At 39.3% G+C, this 25,714-nt stretch carries 19 protein-coding genes; 4 read left to right on the forward strand and 15 right to left on the reverse strand.

The annotated features are described in order from the left end of the window. Positions 1-258 precede the first annotated feature (258 nt). The 12 genes from NMK36_RS05445 to NMK36_RS05500 all read right to left on the reverse strand — a co-directional run bounded on the left by NMK36_RS05445 (position 259) and on the right by NMK36_RS05500 (position 11,749). Positions 259-1,254 carry a S1C family serine protease gene (locus NMK36_RS05445; RefSeq protein WP_254173202.1) on the reverse strand — a complete coding sequence of 332 codons (996 nt, stop codon included), beginning with the start codon at positions 1,252-1,254 and terminating at the stop codon, positions 259-261. A gap of 106 nt (positions 1,255-1,360) precedes the next feature. Continuing rightward, positions 1,361-1,882 carry a hypothetical protein gene (locus NMK36_RS05450; protein WP_254173203.1) on the reverse strand — a complete coding sequence of 174 codons (522 nt, stop codon included), beginning with the start codon at positions 1,880-1,882 and terminating at the stop codon, positions 1,361-1,363. 186 nt (positions 1,883-2,068) lie between these two features. Continuing rightward, positions 2,069-4,909, reverse strand: a complete 2,841-nt coding sequence (locus NMK36_RS05455; protein ID WP_254173204.1) for a pentapeptide repeat-containing protein — start codon at positions 4,907-4,909, stop codon at positions 2,069-2,071. Positions 4,910-5,095: 186 nt separating this feature from the next. Next, positions 5,096-5,428, reverse strand: a complete 333-nt coding sequence (locus NMK36_RS05460; protein WP_254173205.1) for a DUF5615 family PIN-like protein — start codon at positions 5,426-5,428, stop codon at positions 5,096-5,098. Positions 5,429-5,445: 17 nt separating this feature from the next. Further along, positions 5,446-5,649 carry a DUF433 domain-containing protein gene (locus tag NMK36_RS05465; RefSeq protein WP_254173206.1) on the reverse strand — a complete coding sequence of 68 codons (204 nt, stop codon included), beginning with the start codon at positions 5,647-5,649 and terminating at the stop codon, positions 5,446-5,448. Positions 5,650-5,689: 40 nt separating this feature from the next. Beyond that, entirely contained in the window at positions 5,690-5,944 is a 255-nt protein-coding gene (locus NMK36_RS05470; RefSeq protein WP_254173207.1) for a type II toxin-antitoxin system RelN family antitoxin, read from the reverse strand. A 104-nt stretch (positions 5,945-6,048) separates the two neighbouring features. After that, a complete protein-coding gene (locus NMK36_RS05475) occupies positions 6,049-6,162 on the reverse strand; it encodes a DUF433 domain-containing protein (protein ID WP_438822816.1) in 114 nt (37 codons plus the stop codon). Between the two features lie 129 nt (positions 6,163-6,291). After that, positions 6,292-6,555, reverse strand: coding sequence for a hypothetical protein (locus NMK36_RS05480; protein WP_254173208.1), 264 nt, complete (start codon positions 6,553-6,555; stop codon positions 6,292-6,294). A 211-nt stretch (positions 6,556-6,766) separates the two neighbouring features. After that, complete coding sequence (locus NMK36_RS05485) at positions 6,767-8,083, reverse strand: DUF1822 family protein (protein ID WP_254173209.1); 1,317 nt, start codon at positions 8,081-8,083, stop codon at positions 6,767-6,769. Between the two features lie 70 nt (positions 8,084-8,153). Further along, positions 8,154-9,533: a hypothetical protein gene (locus tag NMK36_RS05490; RefSeq protein ID WP_254173210.1), complete on the reverse strand. Its 1,380-nt coding sequence runs from the start codon at positions 9,531-9,533 to the stop codon at positions 8,154-8,156. A gap of 78 nt (positions 9,534-9,611) precedes the next feature. Continuing rightward, positions 9,612-10,904, reverse strand: a complete 1,293-nt coding sequence (locus NMK36_RS05495; RefSeq protein WP_254173211.1) for a hypothetical protein — start codon at positions 10,902-10,904, stop codon at positions 9,612-9,614. Between the two features lie 137 nt (positions 10,905-11,041). Beyond that, a complete protein-coding gene (locus NMK36_RS05500) occupies positions 11,042-11,749 on the reverse strand; it encodes a hypothetical protein (RefSeq protein WP_254173212.1) in 708 nt (235 codons plus the stop codon). 127 nt (positions 11,750-11,876) lie between these two features. Between NMK36_RS05500 and NMK36_RS05505 the strand changes: the two genes are divergently transcribed. The 3 genes from NMK36_RS05505 (at position 11,877) to NMK36_RS05515 (ending at position 13,178) form a co-directional block, all read left to right on the forward strand. After that, entirely contained in the window at positions 11,877-12,464 is a 588-nt protein-coding gene (locus NMK36_RS05505; protein ID WP_254173213.1) for a Uma2 family endonuclease, read from the forward strand. Between the two features lie 77 nt (positions 12,465-12,541). Further along, the gene (locus NMK36_RS05510) at positions 12,542-12,832 is read left to right on the forward strand and encodes a nucleotidyltransferase family protein (RefSeq protein WP_254173214.1); all 291 of its coding nucleotides are present in this window, start codon (positions 12,542-12,544) and stop codon (positions 12,830-12,832) included. Next, a complete protein-coding gene (locus NMK36_RS05515; protein WP_254173215.1) occupies positions 12,822-13,178 on the forward strand; it encodes a HepT-like ribonuclease domain-containing protein in 357 nt (118 codons plus the stop codon). The genes NMK36_RS05510 and NMK36_RS05515 overlap by 11 nt, the downstream gene beginning before the upstream one ends. Positions 13,179-13,220: 42 nt before the next feature. Here the strand turns inward: NMK36_RS05515 and NMK36_RS05520 are convergent, their stop codons facing one another. The 3 genes from NMK36_RS05520 to NMK36_RS05530 form a co-directional block, all read right to left on the reverse strand. Next, positions 13,221-14,342, reverse strand: coding sequence for a CHAT domain-containing protein (locus tag NMK36_RS05520; RefSeq protein WP_254173216.1), 1,122 nt, complete (start codon positions 14,340-14,342; stop codon positions 13,221-13,223). A gap of 157 nt (positions 14,343-14,499) precedes the next feature. Then, positions 14,500-16,755 carry a tetratricopeptide repeat protein gene (locus NMK36_RS05525; RefSeq protein WP_254173217.1) on the reverse strand — a complete coding sequence of 752 codons (2,256 nt, stop codon included), beginning with the start codon at positions 16,753-16,755 and terminating at the stop codon, positions 14,500-14,502. A 32-nt stretch (positions 16,756-16,787) separates the two neighbouring features. Further along, positions 16,788-17,900, reverse strand: coding sequence for an IS630 family transposase (locus tag NMK36_RS05530; RefSeq protein WP_254172743.1), 1,113 nt, complete (start codon positions 17,898-17,900; stop codon positions 16,788-16,790). Between the two features lie 460 nt (positions 17,901-18,360). Here NMK36_RS05530 and NMK36_RS05535 point away from each other — a divergent pair, with 460 nt between their 5' ends. Further along, positions 18,361-25,701 (forward strand): type I polyketide synthase, encoded by a 7,341-nt coding sequence (locus NMK36_RS05535; RefSeq protein ID WP_254173218.1) that lies wholly within the window; start codon positions 18,361-18,363, stop codon positions 25,699-25,701. Positions 25,702-25,714: the final 13 nt, after the last annotated feature.

Below are 25,714 nucleotides of genomic sequence, written 5' to 3' on the forward strand. Positions count from 1 at the left end.
TGTAACTTTCGGGAATTTCGGGAGTTGATGGCAACTTGCCAGAAACTTCGATACTGGGAGATTTTCCCTCTTCCCCAATTTGCAACGTTACCGGAAAACCATCACCAAAGTTACCCTCTGCGACTGTGAGAATGATTAACTTACTCATATTTACGATCTATCAGTATTTTTATGTTGTGACTGTGAAACGTTACTAACTGTGTAAAATGGGAGGGGCTGGGAGTTGCGATCGCGCCAGCCCTACAAAATAGTTTTTCCTTAAAAATTGATGCGAACCTCCCCTAATTGCCGATTGCGATCCACTGTCAGCACTGCTGGAGTAGGGCGACTGTTTAAAAACCTCAACAACTGGTCAATCTCCCGCAATCGACGACCGTTGACAGCTACCAAACGATCGCCGCGTCTCAACCCCGCCCTGGCAGCTACAGAACCCGGTTCCACTGATTCAATCACCAGAGTTTCCCGGTCAATATTAACTCCTAAACGCGGGGATGAACCCGACTGTGGCAAAGAAACTGCTGAAATCACTTGTTGGATAAACTGCCTCGCTATCGGCGCAGAAGTGGCAAACCCAATCCCGGAATTACTGCGCCCGTCAGGACTAAGAATTGCTTTATTTACCCCAATCAACTGTCCTTGAGAATTCAGCAGCGGGCCACCAGAATTCCCTGGATTGAGATTCGCATCGGTCTGTAAATCGCCATTGCGCCCAATGCGGCTGAGAATTCCAGTTGTCAGCGTTCCTGACAATCCAAAGGGACTGCCAATTGCGTACACTCGCTGACCAACTTGAATCCCGGAAGCATCAGCTAGGGGGACTACAGGAAAGCGATTGTTTGTTTTCAGTTGAATCAAGGCTAAATCGTTAGCTACATCGGTGGCTAGGACTCGTCCCCGATAGCGATCACTATTATTTGTTACTACTATCACTATTCCCCGCCCTGCCCCTCGAACAACGTGCTCGTTTGTGAGAACTAAGCCGTCTGCACGCACAATAGTTCCCGACCCTGAACTGCTGCCTGCATTGATGGTAACAAAGGCTGGAAGTGCTCTTTGATAAACTTGGATGCCTACCTGTTCGGAGTCAGAAGCTATTGTAGACTCTGGTATAGTTGGGCGGTTCTGAACTAGCAGGGGAGGGAAGTTAGTTGCTACTATGGGTTCGAGCCTCGCGGCTTGAGCCTCACTGCAAGCACACAGCGAGATCGTTACTACCGAAAAAACGGATGTAACAATCAATGATTTACCTTTCATAGTGTCAGCGAGGAATGGCAAATTTATCAGTTTTTTTGAGCGAAGAAACAATTAGTCGTTTGCAAAAGCTTCCCGTCTAATTGTTCTGTTTGTAATTAAGGAAATTTTAGATCGCGCAACCCGAACGGCGAATTCTGTTTAACCCACCGCAAGAGTCCGAATCTCCCCGACTACATTCGCCTGCAAGCTGCATAATCACCGACATCGGTGGGCAGCCTCCACCCATCTGATTCATCGGGAACATTTGATCAAGCATGAGTCCACCTTCAGCAAACAAGCCATTACCGTTGGGAAGGGAGATGGGAATGACACCAGTTGCAGCCCCTGTACCGCAACGGGTGGGCTGGATGGTTAAATCAGCACCTGGGTTGGCGGTGGGCTGAAAGGAACGCTCAAGGGTACTTGTGGGGATGCAAATATTCATCACTTGACCATTGAAGCCTACTCCTCCCATCCCGCCGTGCATCCGCACTTGTCCGCAAGACATGGGGTTGCCTAGCCTGAGTTGGGCTTTGGCGGGATTTGTTGCCATCAAGGTCAAGGAACTGCCAACCAATAGGACAATCGGAAGTTTCTCTAAGCTAAACTGAGGTCGCAACCAGCCAGAGGGCAGAGTAAGCAATTTCATCGTCTGTACTCCGTTGAGTGATTTGTTCTGTTTGTTAATCGGGTGAGTGAGGCGGGATTATGCAGAAGCAATCGACTCTGGCTGATGCTTTTTGTGACAACTGATCGCACCTAGTGGCGAGAAATAGGGTTTGTTGACTAAACTCTCAGTTTTTGCTCAGAAACAACTGCTAGAAATTTGGCTTCTTTACGATAAAGCACGGCGTAATGAATCCCATGTTGGGGGAATTTCAGCCGGATTTTGACAAATAATGGGCAACCAAGATGCACAGGGAAGATATTGTTCTAAAGATTGCAATTTTTCTCGCGCTTCTCGTACTGATAAATAAAACGATTTCCCACTAGCAAAAGCATTCATAAAATGCGTTAAAAATGCCTGAGCAACGGCATCAGGTACAGGTTCCCGCATGACAATAATTTGAGGAATATGTAACGTTGCTAATTGATTTGCCAATCCTAAACCATCACAAGAGTTAAAAATGGCAATTTGTAAACCGTTTTCAATAGCTGTTGTTAAAGCGGTTTTTAATTCAGCAATTGTAATTTTATCGATATCATTAATATAAAACCAGCCGTTACTGCCATCCATATCACTCGAACTATGACCCGAAAAACACAGAATATCCCAACCTTGTTGACACCACAATTGTTCCTCTAATTCTTGGCGGTTGGGTTTAGGGAGAAAGACGGGTTCTGCACCTGTTTTTTCAATAGAAGCTTTATCTTTATCAAGATTAATTCCTTTGTCATCCCCTAATATTGATAAAATCCTGATTTGATTTCTTTGGGGAGGTGTTCTAACAGGTCGGTCATAAAACGGAGAACTTAACGCAATTTCCGCTTTCCGATAAGGTTTGAAAAAGTCCCATAAATGCCAAGGAAGTCGTCGAACATTAATATCATCGGATTGAATAATCACTTGAATTTCATCAGAACGTTGGAATTTTTCGCGTAAGATTTTATCAATAGCCAGAAATTGGTCAGTGTTCAACCATTTATTCAGTTGTTCTTCTAATTGTTCAGCGAATTGATCGATTTCTACTTTAGAACCACTTGTAATACTCGCTGAGGATTTCCCTATTCGGGTTGCGATTAAAGGTTTGATAAAATCATTGTATTTTGATTGCCAACTGTGGTAAACTTTAAGTAAATCTAATCGGGGTTCTAACTCCCCTGGATGTTGGGTTGGCAGTTGGTCATCTTTTGTCCAAACTTGAACGATGATCGAAGGAAATCCGGTTTCAAAATTGCCCTTTAATAAGGTGAGAATCACTAAATTAATAGCTGTTTGGTGTTGGGCGATCGCTTTTACCTCACGTTCATTAACTGGAACATTAACGGCTGTCTTCGCTGCGAGAATATCAATAATTTTATCCATTTGATAATTCTGCTGAATCTCTCTCTGGCGAGAATCTTCTAACTGTTGACGATAAAGGGTAATTTGTTCATCTTTGCTTTCTAGTTTAGCTTGATATTTTTCCTCAATTGCCTTTAATGCGAGTTCGTAGTTTTCTGTAAATTCTCGATGAATCTTTTCTTTATTCGTATCGGGAGGAACACTCACTCGCACAACAACAACCCCATCCCCTTTATTTTCAATACTTTGGATCGTTAGTTCAGTGTCTTCATTCTCAATTTGCACTTTTTGGAAGGCAGCAATAAACGCTTTCCAGTCAACGCCTTTACCAAAAATAAAGTCAACAGTTGTTAGAACTTCTTGGAAGAGTTTTGTAAATGCTCCGGGTGCAAATTCACCACTGCTAGGACGGACTTCACGGTCATCTTCTGTGCCTGGTTTGGGATCTTCTAAAAGATAAATATATCGACAATCAACATGATCTAATTTAGTATTACTTTCAATATTCCAAGCTTCTATACAAGCACCCGTCATCAAAGCACGGGTAAAATCGGTATTAATGGCTTCAGTTAGGGTTAAGTTAGCTTCTTCTAAATTAGCACTTTGGAAAGTCGCATCACTAATATTTGCGCCTTTTAAATTAGCCCCACTCAGGTCTGCACCCATGAGGTTTGCACCTCTAAGATTTGCATTAATATAAGATTTATTGTGACCGTTTCTTGTAACCAATAAAGAGCGAATGGGTAACGGATCTAAAATAGATTTACCGACTCTGGCTAAGTGGAGTTCTTTTGCTTCATAAAAGCGAGTGCGAGTTAGATTTGCCCCCGTAAATTTCGTGCTTTTGAGGGTTGCTTGGGTGAAATTGGCATCGGTTAAATCGGCATTACGAAAGTTAGTGCCACCTGTTGAGGCAAAGAAAACGGCTATTTTGCGAATAAAATCGTGCTTCTCATCTCCAACTAAGGCACGCCAAGCAATATAAATACTCAACACTACCACTGCCTCAGCCAGTGCCACTGTCCATGGTTCTACCAATGCTGCTATCAATGCTGCTACCAATGCTGCTGCCACTGCTATTGCCCCTCCCCATGCCACTGCTATTGCTCCTCCCCATGCCACTGCTATTGCCCCTCCCCATGTCGCTGCCACTGCCAATGCCACTGCTATTGCCCCTGCAAATGCGTCTGCCAGTGCCCCTGCCCCTGCCACTACCCATGCCCCTGCCCCTGCCACTCCCGCTGCTCCTGCAACTGCTGCTCCCGTTGCTCCTGCAATTGCAACTGCCACTGCCACTGCTGCTCCCGCTGCCCCCAGACCTCGGCGGATAGTGACAATAAAGAAAACTGCAAGTATTATTAAGATTATTGTGACGGAAATGATAGCATATTCCTTATTAATTTCAGGAGCGAAAAACAGTCCGATAAAACCAGCACCCCATCCTGAAAAGAATCCTACTATTAGCGACAGTAATAATGAGAAGATTACCAAGATAGTTGCCCAACGGCGTTGCATTCCCGCTTTAGCTTTGTTGAAATTAGCTCCTATCAGAATTGCATTGTTAAAATTAGCTCCTCGGATATCTGCATTGCTGAAGTCTGCACCTGCTAGGTCTTTACGATCTTTAAAATTGCGTCCTCGGAGATTTTGGCCGGAGAAGTCTTGAGGCATATTAGTGATAGGAATAAAAAGACTTATAATGATTGATACTATAGTAGAGCTTAAGGGCTAGTAACTGTCAACCGTAGAAACCGGGTTTCTTAACAAAACTTTTGATAGGAGTCGAGAGATAACATGAGAAACCCGGTTTCTGAACCTTTGTTAGTTAGTTATAAATTTGTAAATAAAATAAGCAGTTCAGTACAGGGTTAATATCCCCAACGATGAATCATCAAACAATGTTTGAATATCATTAATGTGTGTTCTCAGCATCGCTTCAATTTCTGAAGTTGAGCAGTTTCCGCGTCTGATCCAAATGATTTTAGGTGGAAAACCACGCAACATCAAAAGCTCATTGTAGTCGCTATCTTTGGTAGCGATCGCAAAACCATTATTTTGTGCATAAACCCATACATCACTATCATCTGTTTGCGCCAGTCCTAAGTTATCAACGTGATTTGATTCTGGAAAAATATCTGTAAGTCGGTTAACCAATCGAGGAGATAGATTATGATCGAATAGTAGTTTCATGCCTGAATTAATAATATTTATCTCTCCCGATCTGCTGCATAGCTCAAACAAGCTAAAATATCCTCTTGAGTCAGATAAGGAAAATCATCAAGAATCTCTTGATAAGTCATTCCTGATGCCAGATAAGATAACACATCGTAAACTGTAATCCGCATTCCGCGAATGCAAGGTTTACCACTTCGCATACCTGGTTTAATCGTGATCCGTTCGTGATAGTTCATATTGTATTCAGGTGTTAAATAAATCTGGACAAAAGGCGTGTTATTCGACATCTATTCCCTCCCACATTTCAGAAAGGGGGATGCGTTGTCCTGATTTAGCTTGCTTTAATGCTCGCCGGAGACTGGCTTTTACTTCTTCAATGGGAGTATCATCAGGATCGGTTTCAACTTCCTCAGTTACTTCGGGAAAAAGTACGATCACTCGCACGCGACTAGGGGGAAATTTTTCAATGGGGTAATCGAGGGACAATTGACCTTTTTCATCCAGGGTTCCTGTGACTTCAACAGCTTTCATTTGGTTGTCCTCAAATTTGCGTCTATTCTATCACATCAAGTCAGGAAAAATATCTACAAGTCGATTAACCAATCGAGGAGATAGATTATGATTGAACAGTAGTTTCATGCCTGAATTAATAATATTTGTCTCTCCCGATCTGCTGCATAGCTCAAACAAGCTAAAATATCCTCTTGAGTCAGATAAGGAAAATCATCAAGAATCTCTTGATAAGTCATTGGACATCTGGTGTAAGCCGAGAAACCGGGTTTCTTTACAAAACTTTTGATTGGAGTCGAGAGATAACATGAGAAACCCGGTTTCTGAACCCCTCAGTAGTAGGCGAGAAACCGGGTTTCTTGACTTAGCTATGAATTTGAACCCCCAAACATTGCACCGAGAATAGCGGCACCGATGGCTACAATTCCCATTGTTCTTGTTGTTCCCATTGTGGTATCCCCTAACACATTCCCTTCTGTATCAATTGCCATATATTGTTCCCCATTCGCACCTCGATAGCAGATAATAAATCCATCTTCAGCTTCTTGATAACCGATATACTCAGCAAAGGGGTGATACTGGTCAACGATTTCGACAAACATCCGGTGCATGACAATTTCCGAAGCAGCCATATTAAAACTCCTTGTATTTTTGTCTGATGCCTATTTATCGTTACCCGAATTGAAAGTTATGCAGAAAATTGAAAGAAGCGATTATAGCAGGTGTCGGGTTTCGGGTTTCGGGTTTCAGGTTAAAGAGTTGTTTTTGTTAATCCTGACACCTGACACCTGACACCTAACACCTAACACCTGACACCCGACACCCGACACCCGACACCTGTTATCAGATCATAAAATTCTCTATGATGCTGATATCTCCCAGTTCTATTTTAATACTAAAATGTTCTCCGGGTTCTCCGTGAAATTGTAATTGAATCCAATTATCAGCACTGCGAGAAGTTGCCTCTAAAAACACTACTTCCGTATCCTCTAAAACGGTTAATTTCAGATCAGGAGGTAAATAAGCATCTTCCCCATTAGAATATAATCGGGCAATAATTGTGCGTTGTTCCTCCGTTTCGACTTGATATGCTAAAACCAATGCTAAGGGATATTCTGCCAGTTGAAATTGTCGAATTCCACTGATACTCTCCAATATATCTTCGGTTTCTGCACGGCGAGAACGGGGTGCAGTCGCATATCTAAAAACCAAATTTTCGGCTAAATTTTCTAAGAAGCTTTCTAAAGCCACAAAATCACCGTTTAGTTGAATCTGATTCGGTTGTAACCAGTCATTTAACCGAATAAATTGTGAGGGAATGGTGTTAAATTGAGCATTAATCATTGGTTGAGGTAAGGGCTGATTTACAACGTTAGTTTCTGATAAAATATCAACTTTATCCTTCCAAATCTCATCTAATTTATTCATTAATTCTTCTGCTAACTCTTGCCATTCCTCATTATTGGAATTATCTTCTCGGTTCCCTCCACGCCAAGCTATACCTTCTTGTGCTGCATTCGCTAAAAATTCAGCACCAGCATAGGGCCATTCTTCTTTAGGACGGATGCGATAAATTTGTTCAAGTCCAGCAATAATTTCTGTTAGAGGTTGTTCTGTAAGTCGGGTTTTAACTGTCTCCACGACCTCATCATCACTCTGAAAAAAAACCAAAGCTGATTCGAGTCGGTTTAGATAATCAATGAATGTTTCTAAAGAAAGAAAACTATCAAGAGAAATTTCTTCCATCATTTCTAAAGCATTAACCGGAGGGTAAAATCCTAATAGGGTTGCTTCTCTTGAGGGTTCATCAATTTCTACAACAATATAACCGATGCGATTTTCCCAAGTGTCAACGGGAATATAACAAAATTCATCTTCTGGTAACACAGGACGACATTCTATTTTGCCAATTCCTTCTATTTCTAAATCGGCGATATTCATTAACGACTGCATTACAGGATTTAGACTATCAGAATTTTCTAAATCTGTCTCAATTCCTAAACATTGACAATAGGTTTCTACGGCATAAACCGCAAGGGTATTCAGATAAACTTGTTCAGCTTTCGTCGAATTTTCATATTGACTTTGAAACGACTTAGCTAACTTATAGGCTTTTGAGGTTAGGGGGACTGTAAACATTGAACGATTTGCGTAAGTCATGGCTTTGAACTCCTGATTATTAATCTATAGATTGGGTGTTGGTTCACTTTTACGGGTTCGGGTCTTGGGTTTAGGTAGCCAGTTGAAAATAACTGATGCAATCAAGGTAAAAATAAATTAGATCTTTAACATCAATTTTCAACTCTTGTGCTAAATCCCTCCAAGGCCGAGGACGTTCTTGTTGCATTAAAATGATTTGCTGAAAATTAATATCTGTTTTACGAAGTCTTTCATTTTTGAATTTACCTTGCTCATCATCGATAATTTGCTCTACAGTCATCGAATCTAAAGCAAGTTTAAATTCTGTATTACACTCCTCAATATATTCTTTGAAAATAGGTGTAAAATACTTGACACAACGACTGTAAAAAGGGCTAATCGTTTGTTGAGCATAGCTTTTTTTAGGGTCAATAGGATGCTTAAAATAATCATCAAGATCCTTTAACGTAGCTCCCCCCATTTTTAAAATAGCAATAATTCTAAAATTTTCCTCGGGGAAATTTCTAATATGCTTATTTGTAAAAATCCCATCTTGATCTTCAGAAATAATTTGGGGTAAGGGGTTCGGTGGTGGCGGTGGCGGCAACGGTGGTGCTGGTGGTGGATTTTGACCGTCATTTAAAATTACCCTTTGTCGCTCTCGGATAATATCAAAAAAACGGAATTTTATATAACGCTCAAACCAATTCCAAAAAGAGCGAGGTTGAAAAAGCTGCTGAACTTGTTCACAAAAAGTATTCCAGACTTGTTGTAAATCTATTTCATTAGTTTGAATGCTGTTGCAAAAATTTTCACAAATTTGAGATAGCTGTTGGGCTTTTTCCGGCGGATAGGGTCTAATAATAATTCCGTCTTTCTTTTTTGTTCGTCTTTGGATAAAACGATTCCGAAATTTTGCGACTTCTTCAGGAAAACCTTGCTGTATGTCATTATAACAAGTATCCCAGACTCCCAGCAAATCTGCGTTATTGTTTACCTTTTGATTGCAGCACGCTTCACAAAAATTGACAGATTTTATTTTTACTTTTTTAAAGCGAATACAAAGTTCTTTTCGGTGCTGAATAAATTTTTGATTTTGCAAATTTGGGTTTGTTTTTAAGAATTGAATTTCGGATAAAACATACCAGAGATTGTATAACTCAAAATCTACTCCTTTTTTATAAATATCAATTTTCGTTAAAACTTCTGTTTGAGCTTCCTGTAAAACATCAGGCCAATCTTGATTAAAATCACCTGCTAATTGATTTCCATATCTGCCATGAGCCCATGTTCTAAGACCTTTTAATCTACGCCTTGCCTCATCATCAGTAGGCTGTGGTGGTCGGTGTCCTGATGGTAACATAGTGTTCCATAACTCCTGTACAATTCTTTGTCTTCTTTCTCTGGCGCATCGCGGACATTGCTGCGCTTTTAATACCAACTCTTCAAGCTTTTCATCTAATGGGTGCATAGTTGAAAGGTCAAGCAAAAAAGGGATGCTGGAATTATATCAGAAAAGCACCCCTCGCTTAATGCTCTCTCAATTCTCTTAAGCAATGTCGCTTCTCGGTTCGTCGTCTTCTTGCCAGCGATCATATCCCTCATGATACCGCTTCTGAACTTCTGTCAGGTCTTCCTCACATTGCTTGATCTGGGTTTCAAAACGGTGAGCGATTATTTTTAAATCTTGCTCTAAATTGGCTTTTAAATCAGCCGTTTTTTGCTGTACCCAAATCGCTTTTTGCTGTTTAATTCTTTCCTCCTTTTCCTTAATTTGTTGGGGACTCAAACCCGTCAAATTAACTTCAGGAATAGGGAATTGATTCGGCAGATTAGCAACTTCAGCGCGATGAGCAAATAAACGTTGCTCAACAGCCTGATCTCGTTCTTGTTCTAACTGATGTTTGCGCTTGCGAATTTGATTAATATCATAATCTGCTTCAGCCATTGGTAAGTTCTTTAACCGTCCGCTATCATCTCCTTCTGCAACGAATTTCACTAAATAATCAATCCGTTGTTCTTGGGCAATTTCCATCGTCAGCAGGTCTTGCAATTCTTCTTCTGTCATTCCTAAAGGGGGAAATAAAGCAGGTTCATATTTGTTAATTAACTCAGCAAATTTTTCCGGTAATTCAAAGTGATCGCTCTGAAAAGCGGCAGCAATCCAAATTAATGTTACAGGTAAACTAGCAGCAATTCCTTCAATTAACAATCCTCCGGGTAATCCTAATTGTGCCACAATCCAAAAACTAACGGTGAATTCTGCCGCACTTAATGACCCCGCTAAAACCCCATCAATCCAGAGTTGTTTACCTAAATTTTTACCTTCAATTTCTTGGATTAATGCGGTTTGACTGCTGTAGTATAATTCTCCTAATTCATTAATAAAAGATTGGGATTCTTTTTGCTTAATAATGCTACTCAGTGCTTGATTTGTGCTGTGAGCTAAACGAGCTTTTGTTGTGACTTTAGTTGCACGGTCATCAACGAGAAAACTTGCTAAAGCACCCCCAGCCATTGCCGCAGGTAACGCCATTGACCCTAAACGGGAAGTTAATACTTGGGTTCCAGCACTAAAGGTTAATGCACCAATCATCACAACAATAATTTTAGTGGCTTTTTTAGCAGAGTCGGAGGGTTGATGGTTAGCACTAGGTTTTAAGTCATCAATGCGAGATTCTGCCACACGAGATTTACCCGATCGCTGTTGTCGTTCACTCATTTTAGCACGAAAACCTTTTGGCAACCGGGCGATAACTTCTTGGGGAAGATGTCGCCAACTATCAACTAATTGATCAATTTGAAACTGTTTTTGATGGTGATGAGAATAATTAGAACTCATGATCAATACTCCTTAATGACTAGCAAATGTTTGAGAGCGTTAACGATTAGGTTTGATCGATTAACAATTATTTTGTTCTACCTTACTATCGAGAAAGCTTTTGGACGTTATGCAAAGGTTTTAACTCTGATAAAATTTTATAATTTCCGTCCGATTTCAAAAGCTTTATTAACACAATTTGAAATATCGGCAAAGGAGCAGATTTCGGCGGAGGTTTCCTCAGTTAGAACTGTTCTCAGTTGATGATTAACATTGGGGTTTTCCACCATCAACATAATTGTTCCTTGATCGGCTGTAATTTGATGTACTAATTCTTGAAGGCGTTGATCATCCGGTGGGGGTTGATTCGGCCCTGGTTCAGTATCCTGTAAGGTAATGGTGACAACAACCGGATTATAATTTTGGCGATCGCGCTCTTTTTTAATGAGTCTGTTAACGTCTTCTAATAGTAAAATGAGCGAAGTGCCGGGTTGTTGGTTTTTAATTGGACGTTGAGCTTTATTACACTGACCCAAAAGCGATAAACTATTGAAAATCGAGATATTTTGAGTAGTAATTGGACGGTCTGCAAAAGCCGTAGTAATGGCAACATCACCGGGTTTATACTGTTGAATACTGGCGCGGCAATGTTGTTGTCGTTCTAGGCTATATTTTTCAGCAGAATCGGAACTATCATCAGCACGAATATGGATAACTCGTTGAGTGGTATATTCAATCCAAAGGGTACTACCAATGATCCCAATTCCTGCTATAATAGATCCTAAGATTAAGGGGGATTTCCACCAAGGGAGATTCTCAACTGGGGGTGAGGGTTGATAGTGACGACGGGAATAGGTGCGACTCATAACAGTTTTTCTATTGGGTACATTGCTATATCGTAGAAATCTGTTAGAGTTATGCAAAATAGAAACTAGAAACCTCGAAACCGGGTTTCTTTTGAATTAATAAGTCAATTTCGATGAGGGAAAGGTGATGGAATTTGCCACAATTAATTTATCAACTCCTCTGCAATTAACGATTGATTTAACCGATGATCAGTTTTTTGAGTTATGTCAAAACAATCGAGATTTAAAATTTGAACGGACTGCATCAGGAGTTTTAACGATTATGTCACCAACGGGAGGAAATACAGGGAGACGCAGTATTAAAATAGCGACTCAACTCGAAATTTGGAGTAGTAAAACTAATCTCGGTGAAGCGTTTGATTCTTCGACCGGATTTAAACTTCCTAATGGTGCCGATCGCTCTCCTGATGCGTCTTGGATTAAACGCGATCGCTGGGATAATTTAACCCCCCAACAACAGGAAAAATTTCTCCCCATAGCTCCTGATTTTGTCGTAGAATTACGGTCAGCGAGTGATGCTTTAAAACCCTTACAAAATAAAATGAAAGAATATCAAGAAAATGGGGCAAAATTAGGCTGGTTAATTGATCCGAAAAACCAACGAGTTGAAATTTATCGTCCCGATCAAGAAGTAGAAATTCTGGAAAATCCCACCACCTTATCCGGGGAAAATGTTCTCCCCGGATTTATCTTAGATTTAACCTTAATTTGGTAAAACGTAGTAAGCCCTTCAGGGCTACGATCTAAATCATAATCCATGCTAAAATAGAAAAAATAGCACTTTAGACTCTTATGAAAAGAGACGAAGCACTGGCAATTTTAGCGAATCACACAGAAGAATTAAAAGCTTTGGGTGTGAAGTCTTTAGATTTATTTGGTTCAGTTGCACGGGATGAAGCGCAACCAAATAGTGATGTAGATTTTTTAGTTGATTTTTCCATAGAAGCAAGTTTATTTGATTTGTTTCGGGTACAACACTATTTAGAGGATATTTTGGGACTTCCTATTGATTTAGGAACAAAAGATGCTTTGAGAGAACATTTGCGAGAACCTGTTCTCAAGGAGGCAATTCGTGCCTTCTAGGGAATGGTCAATGCGGATTCAAGATATTTTAGAAGCGATCGCTCGCATTCAAAAAACGACTGAGGAAATGAGCTTTTCTGACTTTCAAAAAACAGAAGAAATCATTTTACAAGGCATTCTCTACAACTTTATTATTATCGGTGAAGCTGCTGTCAATATTCCGATCACAATTCAATCTCGCTCGTCACAGATTCCCTGGCGACTGATGGGTGACATGAGAAATGTGATCGCTCATGAATATTTTCAAGTTAATCAGAGATTAGTTTGGAACACAATTCAAAATCATTTACCTCCGCTTGTACCATTATTACAGGAATTATTAGAGGAGAAAGGTAGAGAAAATTAAGTTAAAAATCATTAGTAGTAAGCCCTTCAGGGCTTCCATTCCCTATTCTAATCCTGAACAAATGAAACCCGCCCAATAAACCGGATGATCAAAGGGATATTCTTGATTACAAAAATCTTTTAAACTTTCTTTGGCATTAAAATTTTTAGTTGCAATTCGATTCCAATATTGATATTCTTTCTGGCATTGTTCATATTCTGGGGTTCCTTTTGATTGTTGATCTCGCTCTATCTTAGCTTGTTCTTTCTGGGCGTTAGCTTGGTTAAACTGTTGAGTAAAACGGGCTTCTAACTCGTCATAATATTGATTTTTTAACGTTTTTTTCGTTAACCCTCTTAACTTAACCTGAGCCATTTGTAAAGAGACTGAACGGTTATGACCCTGTTTACGATTTTTATAATAGAAGATAGAAAATAACGCCGTTGCTAAGTCATCAACTGCCCATAACGTACTCACGACATTTCGCGCCCCAGCACAGAGGAAACCTGTTGATAACGTTAGAATATCATCGGTGACTTTAGCAACCCCTAGATTCGTTTCACAACAGGATAGAAAAATATCCGATAACTGGGGAAGCCGCCAACCGGGGGTCATGATTTGCCCTAATGTAATTGTACCATCGGCTAAGATTAATCGAGATTCTAAGGGATTATCTAAACGGGAGGACGCATGATGACTAGAATGGAATACCTGGACTTTTTCTAACAGGTTGCGGTATTTTTTAACGGTTCCTTGTTCTCGACCTTTTAAACGGTTGTCATCGGGAATTTTATAAAGTTGAGCAATTTTTTCTCCTTCATAACTTGCACCTGGAAGCGTGCCATCAGGGTTTTCAACGGTTCCATAATGTGATAGATTGAGTTGGGGTCGATCTTGACAGAATTTCAAGATTTGGCAACTCGGAACATAACGCAAGCGGAATTTATCTCCGAAATATTTAGAATTTTCTTGAACAGTTGATACCGGAACATTATCGCTATGGGTGGTTTGCTTTTGGGGTTTTTCTAGTCGGTTAAAGGAAGATACCCCCCCTAACTCCCCCTGTGACCTAACCCCCCAACCCCCTTCCCTGCAAGGGAAGGGGGAGTTATTTAAAATTCTTCTCCCCTCTCCTTGTAGGAGAGGGGTTGGGGGAGAGGTCACAGAGGAATCTGTTTGTAGCATGAAACCGTCTTGGGGTTGGGGGCAGGGCTGTTTCATTCTAATTTTTTGCGATCGCTAAACCTTTGATCTGGGGCAAGTTTTAGACCCTATTTAAACAGAAAATATCAAAACTGTTGAAATAATTCTCCTTTTCTTTACAGAAAAAGGCTTTTAGAGTTTAGCGATCGCATTTTAGATCCGAGAATGAAACAGCCCTGGGGGGTTGGGGGGGGTTAGACAGAGTAATAGGTAACGCAGCAAAGGGAATTTGATGCCAAAACAGATGGGGGATAATAATTAACTCTTCAATATCGGAAAGATAGCGATTAATTAAGGTGTTTAGATCTAACTCTTGCGCTAGATTTTGTAAGAAATCTCCCATGTTTGTGATCCAGTCTTGTCTTGATTCTGAATAGGGAACTAACCACTCGTAACCCCCCAATTGTACCAATTCAGCATAACCTAAATTATTGCAGGTATGGAGTTGGGGCGGTTTGTTTTGATAGAGGATAAAAATGTGGGTTTTGTTGTTGGTGGTGTAGAAATTTAGAATCGCGGTTTTGGGCGTTTCAATTAAAGCTTGAATTTTGGTAAAATCCAGAGGAACAACTTGAATTTGTCCTGATAACACCCGATCATGACTGCGAATTTGTTCCCAGAGTAGCTGTTTTTCCTCTTCTAATTGTTGAATTGTATCTTTACTGAATTCAACTGCTTCTCGCTGGTGCTGACGACTGACACTTTCTACTAAGGTTCTATTCCCATCAAATTCTCGCCGTAAACGTTCCCGTTCTTGATCAATCCGTTGTTGCAGAAGATCATAATCTTGCAAATACTTCTGCACTTCTGGAGGAATTTCACCGTCAGCATAAAGGTCATTACTTGCCATTAAATCCACTAAGCGTTTAGACCGAGAACGTTCTGCATATTCAATGGCTTTATCAACTTGACCCAGATTAATATAACACTGGACAATATTATGATAAACTCCCACCGCTTGCGCCATAATTTCCTGTCTTCGTTCATCCGTCATCGCCCAACTGCGGCTAATTTCTACCGCTTCAATTGCCTGTTCATACCCTTTTATAGCAATCTCCCACAACCCCGCATTAAACGCTGTATTTCCTAAATTTCGACCCGACTGTAAACAACCGAAAGGAAACGCTTGTGGTGTTCTAATTTCTAATGCTAACCGAAACCCTTTAATCGCTTGTTCAATATTATCCGCTTTTTCCCCTTTGATTCTATCAGAATAGGCAATAGCCAGATTATTTTGAGTGTCTGCCCATTGTTCAGGAAAAGCTGCACGGGTTCTAATTTCTAAAGCGGCTTGGCAGGCTGTGATCGCTTGTTCAATATTATCGGCTTTTTCCCCTTTGATTCGATCCTTATAGGCAAGAGCCAGATTATTTTGAGTCCTTGCCCATTGTTGAGGAAATGCTTCACGGGTGAAAATTTCTAAAGCAGCTTGGTAGGCTGTGATCGCCGATTCAATATTATCAGCTTTTTCTCCTTCGATTCGATCCTGATAGCTATTAGCCAGGTTATTTTGAGTTTCTGCCCATTGTTGAGGAAATGCCTCACGGGTGAAAATTTCTAAAGCGGCTTGGCAGGCTGTGATCGCTTGTTCAATATTATCAGTTTTTTCCCCTTTGATTCTATCCTTATAGGCAGCAGCCAGGTTATTTTGAGTTTCTGCCCATTGTTGAGGAAATGCTTCACGGGTATAAAATTTTAAAGTGGCTTGGTAGGCTTCGATTGCCCATTCAATATTATCAGCTTTTTCTCCTTTGATTCTATCCAAATAGGCAGCAGCCAGATTATTTTGAGTGGTTGCCCATTGTTTAGGAAATACTTCATGGGCGAAAATTTCTAAAGCAGCTTGGTAGGCTTCGATTGCCGATTCAATATTATTGGCTTTTTCCCCTTTTATTCGACTATAATAGGCAAGAGCCAGATTATTTTGAGTGGTTGCCCATTGTTCAGAAAATGCCTCACGGGTGAAAATTTCTAAAGCAGCTTGGCAGGCTTCGATTGCCGATTCAATATTATCAGTTTTTTCCCCTTTGATTCGATCTTTATAGGCATTAGCCAGGTTATTTTGAGTTTCTGCCCATTGTTCAGAAAATGCCTCACGGGTGAAAATTTCTAAAGCAGCTTGGCAGGCTTTGATCGCCGATTCAATATTATCAGCTTTTTCTCCTTTGATTCTATCCAAATAGGCAGCAGCCAGATTATTTTGAGTGGTTGCCCAATCTTCAGGAAATGCTTCACGGGTATAAATTTCTAAAGCAGCTTGATAGCCTTCTATCGCCCTTTCAATATTATCGGCTTTTTCCCCTTTGATTCTATTCTTATAGGCAACAGCCAGATTATTTTGAGTCATTGCCCAATCTTCAGGAAATGCTTCACGGGTATAAATTTCTAAACACACTTGGTAAGCTGCGATACTAAGCTGTTGTGTATTTAAACTGTGATTATAGCATTACCTTTGTTTTTAAGTTTACGTCCCCATTTAATAGATAACTGTCCTTCATTTAAAAGCTGATGTAATAAACACTCTAGCTCATCAACTGATTTAAAGAGTCGATGAGCTATATATTCTTTAGCTGAATGCCAGACTAATTCAATTAAATTATAATCTGGACTATATGCTGGAAGAAATTCTAAATAGACATTCGGCATTTCTGCTTTAATTTTTTCTAGGTACTCTTCTTTTTTGTGAAAACTTGCATTGTCAAGAATAATCAGGATCTTAGCTCCTTTTTCTACAAATTCTTCTGCTTGATTTCCCGCTAATACCCATTCATAAATTAGCTCTTGATAAAAACTTTTTAACACTTGATAAAAATTATCTGCATTTCCTTTATCCAGAAATTCTACAAATCTTTTTTTATCCGAGTACCTCAATCCTCCCATCACATTAACTCTTCCTTTCCTCCTGTCTCCTCTAATCTGTTTCCTCTTCCCTTTTTTACACCAATTCTTTCTTTTTATCACTCTTAAATTAAATCCACTTTCATCCCAAAACCATACCTGTAATTGTTCTGGACTTTCTTTTGCTATTTTCAAATATTCTTCTATTTTATCTTTAAATAATTTTCTTTTTTCTGGATCTCTTTTCTCTTCTAAGCTATACTTTGCCCACAAATAAACATACTTTTTTTCCTTTAATATCTTTCTCACTTGTGAACTACTTAATTTGATTCCTGTGATTTGTTCTAAATAAGTTGCCAATCTTTCTCCTGTCCATCTCCCAAATTCATATCCTAATTCTTCCGGTTCTTTTTCTACTGTTTCTAATAATATCTCTATATATTTGTCTGTGGCTTTTCTATAATTTCCTTTCATTCTTTCATCTTTTAGGCTTTCTAATTTGTCAGGGTCTCCATGTACACACCAATAACATACTTTGTTTAATGAGCAGCCCAAAAACTTGGCAATTTCACTTTGCTTTTTACCATCATTTAGCAATAATAAAATCAAGATTCTTTCTCGGATTTGTCCATTTTCTTCCTCTTTCAATCTTTTCTGTAGTTTCTCTACTTGCTTTTCATTTAAATGATTTTTAGCAGGCATCTTTTGATTGATTTTTCTAAACTTGGTTTTTCATTATACCCTATTTAGATGCTTAACAGCTTAACAGTCGTCAACTATCAGAAAAACTTCTCCAAGAGAGAGCGATCGCATTAAGCGCAGAAAGAATTAGAAAAATCTTAAAAAAAAAGACTGGCGCTGGAAAAGGACAAAATCAAGTTTAAAGAAAAAACAGAATCCTGAAAAAACCGCGATGAAAAAAAGAGACTTGGAGACGTTAAAGCGTTATGAAGAAGAAGGTTTGGTCAGATTAAAATATTTAGATGAGTCAGGCTTTTGTTTATGGAGTCCTGTTAATTGCTGAAGCACACCAATTTCCACTTTTATTAATCCTAAAAATCTAATGGCAACGCATCTTTCCTGAAAATTAGGAAAAGAAGAGGAGAAGTTAACCTTATTCTTGGTAAAATATCTCGAAAGGATGAAACCAACTCCGTAACTCATGCAAGAATACTTCCCCCCCCTCAATCCAGCAATTGTTGATGGCGGTTCTCTTTCCGTAGATCTCAACGCCCCTCAAACTTTAATTGAAGTATTACAAACAGCCACTAAAACTTCAATCAAACAACAAATTGTTTACTGGCAATCCCAGGGCGAAGTTATCCATCAATCCTATCGTCAACTGTTAGAACTCGCTGAAAAAATTTTAGCCGGATTAAGAAGCCAAGGATTACAACCAGGGGATAAAATTATCCTGCAACTTGAACAGAATTTTGATTTAATCCCGGCGTTTTGGGGTTGTATTTTAGGTGGGTTTATTCCCGTTATTCTCGAAGTTCCCCCCAGTTATCAAGAATCTAACCCGATTCGAGAAAAACTGATTTTAATTTGGCAGTTTTTAGAGTTTCCCACTATTTTAACATCCCCAATTCAGGCACCTGATCTGCAAAACTTAGCCGGACAGAATCTAAGGTTAGTTTCGATTGAACATTTATGGCAATTTTCCCCAGATTCTAACTATTATTCTCCCCAACCTGATGACGTAGCATTTCTCAGCCTTTCCTCTGGGAGTACGGGAATTCCTAAATGTATCCAACTCACCCATCGGAATTTAATTAGTCGGGGAATCGGGGCAAATATTATCAATAACCATAACCAAAATGATATTATTTTAAATTGGCTACCCTTTGACCATATTGGCAGTATTAGCGATTGGCATATTCGGGGAATTTTATTAGGCTGTCAACTGATTTATACAACTAAAGAAAATATTCTCGCTTCTCCCCTCAATTGGATTGAATTAATTAATCAATATCGAGTTACCCATAGTTGGGCACCTAACTTTGCTTATAGTTTAATTAACCAACACTTAGAAAAAAATCCTCGCCAAAATTGGGATTTATCCTGCGTTAAGTTTTTATTAACGGCGGGTGAAATTATTAGCGTTGATGCGATTAAAACTTTTTTACAAAATTTGGTGAGGTATAACTTACCCGCAACGGCAATTCGTCCAGCGTTTGGGATGGCAGAATTAGGATCAGGAATTACTTATTTTATCCCCAATCAATCCGAAGCTTTTAAAATTCACTGCCTAGATAAAGCCTGTTTAAGTGGAAGGATTAAACGAGTAGAAAGTACGGATGTTAACTCTAACTCGTTTGTTGATTTAGGGGAACCGATTCCAGGGGTAAAAATTAGAATTGTTGACGAAGAAAATAACGTCATCCCCGAAGAAACCATCGGTCATTTGCAAGTAAAAGGGGATGTAGTTTCCCCAGGATATTATAATCATTTTGAAGCGAATCAAGAAGCATTTACCAATGAAGGTTGGTTTATCACGGGGGATTTAGGGTTTATTAGCGATCGCAAACTCACGCTAGTGGGTCGGGCTAAAGATACGATTATTATCAATGGGGTAAATTATTATAGCCATGAAATTGAAGCCGTCGTAGAAACTTTACCAGAAGTTGCTGTTTCTTATACGGCGGCTTGTGCAGTGCGCCCAACTCATCAGAATGGCACAGAAAAATTAGCGGTTTTCTTTCATCCGATTAGCGGTAATAATATTATAAGTTTAAGTCAGAAAATTCGAGAAAAACTATTAACGAAAATTGGGATAAACCCTGACTATATTATTCCGTTAGACAAAACAAGTATTCCTAAAACAGCCATTGGCAAGATTCAACGCCAACAGTTAACCCAACAATTTGAAGCCGGAGAATTTAACGAGATTCTGCAACAGTTTCAACGTTCAACTGCTGTTAATACTCTACCCACAACCGAACTTGAAGAACAAATTACCTTAATTTGGCAAGCTGTTTTAGGTTTATCTTCAATTGGATTAACGGAAAACTTCTTTGAGTTAGGGGGAAATTCTCTCTTATTAATTCAAGTTCAACAGCAAATTCAAGACAAATTAGGCCATGACTTAGCCATTATTGACTTTTTCCGTTATCCAACCATTGCAGCGTTAGCGGATTTCTGCACCTCTAAAACCACACCGAAAGCGACTTCTAATCGGACTCGCAATCATTCGACGGGTTCGCAACCATTTAATATTGCAGTGATTGGTATGGCGGGGCGATTTCCGGGGGCGGATAATTTAGAGAAATTTTGGCAAAATTTACAAAACGGCATTGAATCCATTTCCTTTTTTACCGATGCAGAAATCCTCGCATCCGGTGTTGATCCAAACTTAGTTAAAAATCCCAATTATGTTAAAGCTAGTCCGATTTTATCCAATATAGAATTGTTTGATGCTGACTTTTTTGGGTATACTGCCAAAGAAGCAGAATTAATTGATCCGCAACAGCGTTTATTATTAGAATGCGCTTGGGAAAGTTTAGAAGATGCTGGATATGATCCGTTGAATTATAGCGGTGCCATTGGTATTTATGCGGGCGCGGCAATGAATACTTATATTTTCAATAATTTATATCCCAATCGCCATCAATTTGATCCGAATGAAACCTTACAAACATTGACTTTAGATTCGATGGGTGGCTTTCAACTCATGGTGGCTAATGATAAAGATTATCTAACCACTCGTATCTCCTATAAATTAAATTTAACAGGCCCCAGTGTGAATTTACAAACCGCTTGTTCAACGTCATTAGTGGCGGTTCATGTTGCTTGTAAAAGTTTATTGAATGGCGAGTGCGATTTAGCATTAGCGGGGGGTGTTTCGGTTAGAGTTCCTGAAAAACAAGGGTATCTTTATCAAGAGGGAATGATCGTTTCTAATGATGGTCATTGTCGCGCCTTTGATGCGGAGGCGAAAGGTACAATTTTCGGCAGTGGTGTCGGGTTAGTTGTGTTAAAAAGATTAGAGGAAGCGATCGCCGATCAAGATCAAATTTATGCGGTCATAAAAGGGTCTGCAATGGGAAATGATGGCGCCACAAAAGTCGGATATTTAGCACCCAATGGAGAAGGACAAGCGAGAGTGGCGGCGGAAGCAATGGCGATCGCTAATATTACAGCAGATACAATTAATTATATCGAAGCGCACGGAACCGGAACAATTTTAGGTGATCCGATTGAAATTGGCGGCTTAAGTCAGGCGTTTGAAATGACAACCGATCACAAGAATTTCTGCGCCATTGGTTCAGTTAAAACGAATATCGGACATTTACAAATTGCATCGGGAATTGTTGGGTTTATCAAAACAGTTTTAGCGTTGAATCATCAACAATTACTCCCCAGTTTGCACTTCCGAAACCCGAATCCAAAAATTGATTTTAAGAATAGTCCTTTTTATGTTAATACGGATTTAAAAGACTGGGTGAGAACCGACAGCCCCCGTCGTGCAGGAGTCAATTCTTTGGGGGTGGGAGGAACCAATGTTCACGTAATTTTAGAAGAAGCACCAGAACCGTTAATAGCGGATCAAATTAAACCTTCTCATTTTCTTTTAACCCTTTCTGCTAAAACAGAAACTGCTTTAAAGGCGTTAGTTAATCGTTATCTTAATTTTTTGAATAATCATCCTCAGCTATCATTAGAAAATATTGCTTTTACGACTCAAATCGGGCGATCGCATTTTAACCATCGATTAGCCATTCTTACCGATTCTATTGAGAACTTACAGCAGCAATTAACCGCTATTCAAAATCATCAAGCAAATCCCAACTGGGTTCACGGAAAAATCAGCCATTCCCGGAACAAAATCGCTTTTTTATTCACCGGACAAGGTTCTCAATATATTAATATGGGTCGTCAACTCTATGAAACCCAACCCACCTTCCGCCAAACTTTAGATGATTGCAATCAAATTCTTCGATCTGAGTTAGAAAAACCGTTGCTTTCTGTTCTTTATCCTCAACAAAATCAACCTTCTCCCCTCAACGAAACCGCCTACACCCAACCCGCTTTATTTGCGATTGAATATGCGTTATTTACCTTGTGGAAATCTTGGGGAATTACACCAGAAGCCGTTTTAGGTCATAGTCTTGGAGAATATGTTGCGGCTTGTGTGGTGGGGGTTTTTAGTTTAGAAGATGGGTTAAAATTAATGGTGGCGAGGGGACGACTGATGCAACAATTACCTCCTGGGAAAATGCTCGCTATTTTTGCCGATCAAAAAACCGTTGAATCATTAATTGAATCCCATGGGGGTAAAGTGGCGATCGCTGTTATTAACCATTTGGAAAATATCGTGATTTCCGGTACTGAATCCGCCGTTAACTCTATTGTAGAAATTTGTAACCAAAATAAGATTAAAACTCAGTATTTAACAGTTTCTCATGGGTTTCATTCTCCCTTAATGGAACCGATTGTTAATGAATTCAAGCAAATTTTAAGCCAAGTTAACTTTTCCCGTCCTAATATGAGCTTGATTTCTAATTTAACCGGAGAAATCATTCATGAAGAAATTACCACACCTAACTATTGGTGTCGCCATCTCTTAGAAACAGTTCAATTTGCTGCGGGTTTGGAAACCTTAAAACAAGCAGGTTACAATGTTCTAATTGAATGCGGTGCTAAACCGATTTTATCAGCAATTGCGCGTTTTTCCTACTCTAATCAGGAGGTAATTTGCTGTCCTAGCTTATGGTCAGAAGGAACAGATTGGCAAGAAATTTTAAAGAGTTTGAGTCAACTTTATATTCAGGGTGTGGTGATTGATTGGAAAAAATTTAATCAAGATTATTCTTATCATAAAGTCAGTTTACCGTTATATCCCTTTGAACGGAAACGATATTGGATTGATCCTCCCAAAGAAGTCATCCAACAACGTTTAATTAAACCCTCTCGATTGATTCATCCTTTACTCGGAGAAAAACTATCTTCCCCTTTAAAGCAAATCTTATTTCAATCCCAACTTAGTCCAAATAATCCTACATTTCTGAAGGATCATCGAGTTTATCAACAAGCGGTTTTACCAGCAACGGCTTATTTAGAAATTGCCTTATCCGCAGGAATCAAACTTTTTAATCATCAAAATCTATGCTTAGAAACTATTACCTTTGAAAAAGCATTATTCTTAACAGAAAACCTCCTCAACACCGTAGGGGCAGGGTCTCCCTGCCCAACCCCAACCGAAATCGAAACAACAATTCAAGTTATTTTAGAAAAAAATCCAACAGAATCTTCATTTAAAATTTATAGCCAATCTTCAAATCAAGAAGAGGATTGGAGCTTAAATTGTTCAGGAAAAATTACTTTCCCCTCTCCACCTCAAAATTTAGAATCGATTAATCTTGAATTCTATATAACTCTTTTAAAACAAAAAGACCCCCAGGAACATTATCAAAACTGTCAACAACAAGGATTAGAATATGGCGAGACTTTTCAAGTTTTAAAACAATTATGGGTTGGGGAAGAACAAGCGTTAGGTAGGATAGAATTACCTGATGGTTTGGACACTGATAATTATCACATTCATCCAATTTTATTAGATGGATGTTTTCAAGTATTAGTAACGATTTTACCAAATTCTAATTTATCGGATCTGTATTTACCCGTCGCGCTTGAACAGTTAACAATTTATCAACGTCCTCAAACCTGCGTCTGGAGTTATGTCAGGTTACGTTCAAATTCCTTAGTTGCTGATGTTCAACTCTTTAACACCGCAGGTGATTTAGTAATGGAAGTCAAAGGGTTAACGTCTAAAAAAGTGACTTCCCAAACACTTCTCGGTGTAGAAATGCCTCAACAACCGTTAGAAAATTGGCAAAATTGGTTATATGAAATTAAGTGGCAAAAACAAAATCAATCTGTCTCTGCAACTCTTTCTAATTTAACGACAAAAGCAGGGAATTGGTTAATTTTAACTCAACCTTCAACGCTTGCAAAATCGTTAGAAATATTGTTAACGTCCCACAACCAAACTTGTCAGTTAGTTGATTTAACAGAATCGATTGATTTTGAGACGTTATTTAATTTTAGGCGATCGCATTTTCCCTTACAAGGTGTGATTTATTTAGGGTGTCTTGAAAGTTCCTCTCAACCGGAATGGGAAATTATTCTTAATTTAATTCAAAGTTTAGCATCTCAACAAGGGTCAGAACCGCCTCAACTTTTTATCGTCACTAGAGGAACACAAGCCATTAATAATAGTATCATTCAAGAACCCGCAATTCTTCAATCAACTCTTTGGGGACTGGGAAAAATCATCGCTTTAGAACATCCTGAATTTCGGTGTCGGTTAATTGATTTAGATGTCTCTCCCCAAGCGGATGAGGCGGAACAGTTATTCACAGAAATTATAACAGAAAATTCTGAAGATCAAATTGCGTTTAGAAAGGGTGATCGCTGGCTTCCTCGACTGATTAAAAAATCTCAGCAGCATTCATCTCCTCAAACGTCACTACAACTACAAATTACGCAACGAGGAACCTTAGAACATTTAAAATGGCAACCCATTTCTCGCCGTCAACCCAGTTTTGGGGAAGTGGAAATCAAAGTGCAAGCAACCGGATTAAATTTTAGAGATGTTTTAAATGCTTTAGATTTATATCCAGGGGAAGCGGGAGATTTAGGGTTAGAATGTGCGGGAGAAATTATCGCAATTGGGGATGGAGTAAACCACTTTAAAATCGGTGATCAAGTGATAGCGATCGCACCTGGAAGCTTTAACCAATATATTACAATTAATGCTGAATTATTTGTCCTCAAACCTGAATTTTTATCTGTTGTAGAAGCCGCAACAATACCCGGTGCATTTCTAACCGCTTTCTATACTTTATATTCTTTAGCAAATATTACCAAAGGCGATCGCATTCTCATTCATGCTGCAACTGGAGGCGTGGGGTTAGCGGCGGTTCAAATTGCTCAAAAAGCAGGTGCAGAAGTCTTTGCGACTGCATCTCCGAGTAAATGGTCACTGCTAGAATCTATGGGAGTTAAGTATATTATGAACTCCCGAACATTAGACTTTGCGGAACAAATTCTCACGCTAACAGAAGGTGAAGGCGTTGATATTGTCTTAAATTCCCTAACGGGAGATTTTATTCCTAAAAGCCTTTCAATCCTTAAAGAAAACGGTCGTTTTATAGAAATTGGAAAACAAAATATTTGGCAACCAGAACAAGTTGCTGATTTCAAACCGAATATTTCTTATTTTATTGTTGATTTAATCGAGATTATTCAGCAAAATCCGAGTTTAATTCAATCCTTATTTTCTCAATTAATCCATCAATTTGCTGTGTCTCAACTTCAACCGTTACCTTATCAAGCTTTCTCCGCAGAACAGATAATCGAGGGGTTTCGGTTCATGCAGCAAGCGAAACATATTGGTAAAATTATTATTACTCCTCCTCTAGAACTAACCAACTCGGATCGTTCTAAAAGCAGTTGGGAAGACTCGTCTTATTTAATTACTGGAGGATTAAGCTGTTAAGCATCTAAATAGG

It is taken from the genome of Planktothrix pseudagardhii (assembly GCF_904830925.1).
Lineage (GTDB): Bacteria > Cyanobacteriota > Cyanobacteriia > Cyanobacteriales > Microcoleaceae > Planktothrix > Planktothrix tepida.